General features: G+C 66.1%; 3 protein-coding genes. 2 read left to right on the top strand and 1 reads right to left on the bottom strand.

The window, feature by feature from the left end; genetic code table 11:
* Positions 1-71: 71 nt before the first annotated feature.
* On the bottom strand, positions 72-923 hold the full coding sequence (locus tag QMX81_RS20625; RefSeq protein WP_121038784.1) for a pirin family protein: 852 nt from the start codon (positions 921-923) through the stop codon (positions 72-74).
* Between the two features lie 226 nt (positions 924-1,149).
* On the opposite strand from QMX81_RS20625, the gene QMX81_RS20620 reads away from it, so the two are divergent.
* Both QMX81_RS20620 and QMX81_RS20615 read left to right on the top strand, forming a co-directional pair.
* Positions 1,150-3,231 (top strand): carbon starvation CstA family protein, encoded by a 2,082-nt coding sequence (locus QMX81_RS20620; protein WP_121038787.1) that lies wholly within the window; start codon positions 1,150-1,152, stop codon positions 3,229-3,231.
* Positions 3,231-3,455 carry a CstA-like transporter-associated (seleno)protein gene (locus tag QMX81_RS20615; RefSeq protein ID WP_019183464.1) on the top strand — a complete coding sequence of 75 codons (225 nt, stop codon included), beginning with the start codon at positions 3,231-3,233 and terminating at the stop codon, positions 3,453-3,455. The genes QMX81_RS20620 and QMX81_RS20615 overlap by 1 nt, the downstream gene beginning before the upstream one ends.
* Positions 3,456-3,600 lie beyond the last annotated feature (145 nt).

Raw genomic sequence — 3,600 nt, 5'->3', positions numbered from 1 at the left:
GCCACTGGCCGGCGCCTCCCGCACCGTCAGGTGTCATGCGCTGGCCGGCCAGCGGCCGGCGCCCACGTGCCTCAGAAGCGGCCTTCCTGGAAATCCACGAAGGCCTGCATCAGCTCCTGCTTGGTGTTCATCACGAACGGCCCATGCCGCATGACCGGCTCGCGCAGCGGGCGGCCGGCCACCAGGATCAGGCGCGCACCGGTGTCGCCCGCGCGCAGGGTCAGCTGCTCACCGCCGCCGAGCACCGCCATTTCCTGTCTGGCCACCGGGCGCGCATCGTCGCCCTCGCCGATCTCCAGCCCGCCTTCAAACACGTAGGCAAACGCGTTGTGGCCCTCCGGCAGCGTGTAGCGCCAGTCCGCACGCGCGTCCAGGGTGATGTCCAGGTACACCGGATCGGTGGCCGGCTGCACGATCGGCCCCACGGTGTCACCCACCTGGCCGGCGATCACCTTGACCTGCACGCCGTCGGCCGGCGCGGTGACCGGAATATGGTCCGGTGCGAACTCCTGGTACTTCGGGTCCGTCATCTTGTCGCGCGCTGGCAGGTTCACCCACAGCTGGAAGCCGCGCATCTGGCCCGATTCCTGTTCGGGCATTTCCGAGTGGATCAAGCCGCGGCCCGCCGTCATCCATTGCACGCTACCCGGCGTGAGCAACCCCTCGTTGCCGTGGTTGTCCTTGTGCCGCATGCGGCCGTCGAGCATGTAGGTGACGGTTTCAAACCCGCGGTGCGGATGACTGGGGAAGCCGGCGATGTAGTCCTCGGCGCGGTCCGTGCCGAATTCATCCAGCAGCAGGAACGGGTCCAGGTCGGGCAGCGACGGCCCACCGATCACCCGCGTCAGGCGCACGCCGGCGCCATCGGAGGTGGCCATGCCACGGATGGTGCGCAGCACGCGCACCGGGGTTGGGCTGCTCATGGTGACTCCAGGGTCGGTGATCGATCAACAAGATGGCCTCGCCGGCCCCGCCGGCCAACCGTCATGCCCGCAACCGATTGTTCCAAGCGTGATGTTCCGATGACGTGCACGGGCACGCGCCCCCCCACCCTACGACCAAAGTACTAGCGGCAAGCCCCCGCCATTGCATTGACCGCGTCGGTGCCAAGGCGGACTCTTACGACGATCTCCAGGGAGACGCAATCTCATGAAAGGTTTTTCGAAACTGGGTTGGGCAGTCATCGCACTGCTTGGCGCATTCTGTCTAGGCACCGTCGCACTGCGCCGCGGTGAACCCATCAATGCGCTGTGGATCGTCGTCGCTGCGGTCTCCATCTATCTCATCGCGTATCGCTTCTACAGCCTGTTCATCGCCGACAAGGTGATGCAGCTCGATCCGACCCGGGCCACGCCCGCGGTGATCAACAACGACGGCCTGGATTACGTCCCGACCAACAAACACGTGCTGTTCGGCCACCACTTCGCCGCCATCGCCGGTGCAGGCCCGCTGGTCGGCCCGGTGCTGGCCGCGCAGATGGGCTACCTGCCCGGCCTGCTCTGGCTGGTGGTGGGCGTGGTCGTGGCTGGCGCGGTGCAGGACTTCATGATCCTGTTCCTCTCCAGCCGCCGCAACGGCCGCTCGCTGGGTGACCTGGTGCGTGAGGAAATGGGGCCGGTACCCGGCACCATCGCCTTGTTCGGTGCCTTCCTGATCATGATCATCATCCTGGCGGTGCTGGCGATGGTGGTGGTCAAGGCGCTGGCCGAAAGCCCGTGGGGCATGTTCACGGTCATCGCGACCATGCCGATCGCGATCCTGATGGGCGTGTACATGCGCTACATCCGCCCGGGCAAGATCGGCGAGATATCCGTGGTCGGGCTGATCCTGCTGCTGGCCGCGATCTGGTTCGGTGGCAAGGTCGCCGCCGATCCGGTCTGGGGCCCGGCCTTCACCTTCACCGGCATCCAGATCACCTGGATGCTGATCGGCTACGGCTTCGTGGCCTCGGTGCTGCCGGTGTGGCTGCTGCTGGCCCCGCGCGATTACCTGTCCACCTTCCTCAAGATCGGCACCATCGTGGCGCTGGCCATCGGCATCCTGATCGTGATGCCGGAACTGAAGATGCCGGCCCTGACCCAGTTCGCCGCCAGCGGCGACGGCCCGGTCTGGAAAGGCGGGATGTTCCCGTTCCTGTTCATCACCATCGCCTGTGGCGCGGTGTCCGGTTTCCATGCCCTGATCGCCTCGGGTACCACGCCCAAGCTGCTCGCCAATGAGCGACACATGCGCTACATCGGCTACGGCGGCATGCTGATGGAATCGTTCGTCGCGGTGATGGCACTGGTGGCCGCCTCGATCATCGACCCGGGCATCTACTTCGCCATGAACGCACCGGCCGCCGTGATCGGCCCGGATGCGGTCTCCGCTGCGGCCTACATCAGCAATACGTGGGGCTTCATCATCACCCCCGAGCAGCTGGAGGCCACGGCCGCGGCAATCGGCGAGCCGACCATCCTGCACCGCGCCGGTGGCGCACCGACGCTGGCGGTGGGCATCGCGCAGATCCTGCACGAGGCGATCCCGAGCGGCAGCAACGCGATGATGGCGTTCTGGTACCACTTCGCGATCCTGTTCGAAGCGCTGTTCATCCTTACCGCGGTCGATGCCGGTACCCGTGCCGGTCGCTTCATGCTGCAGGACCTGCTGGGCAACTTCATCCCGGCCCTGAAGAAGACCGAATCGTGGACCGCCAACATCATCGCCACCGCCGGTTGCGTGGCGCTGTGGGGCTACCTGCTCTACACCGGCGTGGTGGATCCCTTCGGTGGCATCCAGACGCTGTGGCCGCTGTTCGGCATCTCCAACCAGATGCTGGCCGGTATCGCGCTGATGCTCGGCACGGTGGTGCTGTTCAAGATGAAGCGTGACCGCTTCGCCTGGGTGACCGGCGTGCCGGCCGTGTGGCTGCTGATCTGCACCACGTATGCGGGCCTGATCAAGATCTTCGACAGCAACCCGGCGCAGGGCTTCCTGGCCCAGGCGCACAAGTACCAGGATGCGATCGCCAGCGGCACGCTGACCGCCCCGGCCAAGACCGTCGGCCAGATGCACCAGATCGTGGTCAACGCCTACGTCAACACCGGCCTGACCGTGCTGTTCCTGTTCGTGGTGTTCTCGATCCTGTTCTACGCGATCAAGACCATCTTCATGGCCCGCCGCACGCCGCAGCGCACCGACAAGGAAACCCCGTACGTGGCGCTTGAGCCGCACCAGATGGCGGACCTGTGATGAGTACCGAACTCGTCCCCGCCGGTCAGTACCAGGCCCACCGCCGCATCTGGCGGCGCCTGGTGCAGACCGCACGGCTGTGCTGCGGCATTCCCGACTACGACAACTACGTCCGGCATGTGCTGGAGAAGCATCCGGACCGCGTGCCGATGGACTACAAGACGTTCTTCCGCGAGCGCCAGGAGGCGCGTTACAGCGGCAAGAACGGGGGACGCTGCTGCTGACCTCCGGCAGCGGATGCACTCGAAAACGGCGGCGCGAAAGCGCCGCCGTTTTTTGTCGGGTCGCGTTCGCCACTGCCTGCGACAGGCCTCGAGGGGAGCCGGCCAGCGGCCGGCGCTACTGGAGCGTAAGGGGGCTCAACGTCAC

It is taken from the genome of Stenotrophomonas sp. PS02301 (assembly GCF_029959485.1).
Classification (GTDB): Bacteria; Pseudomonadota; Gammaproteobacteria; order Xanthomonadales; family Xanthomonadaceae; genus Stenotrophomonas; species Stenotrophomonas maltophilia_Z.
This window is presented reverse-complemented; position numbering and strand designations above follow the sequence as displayed.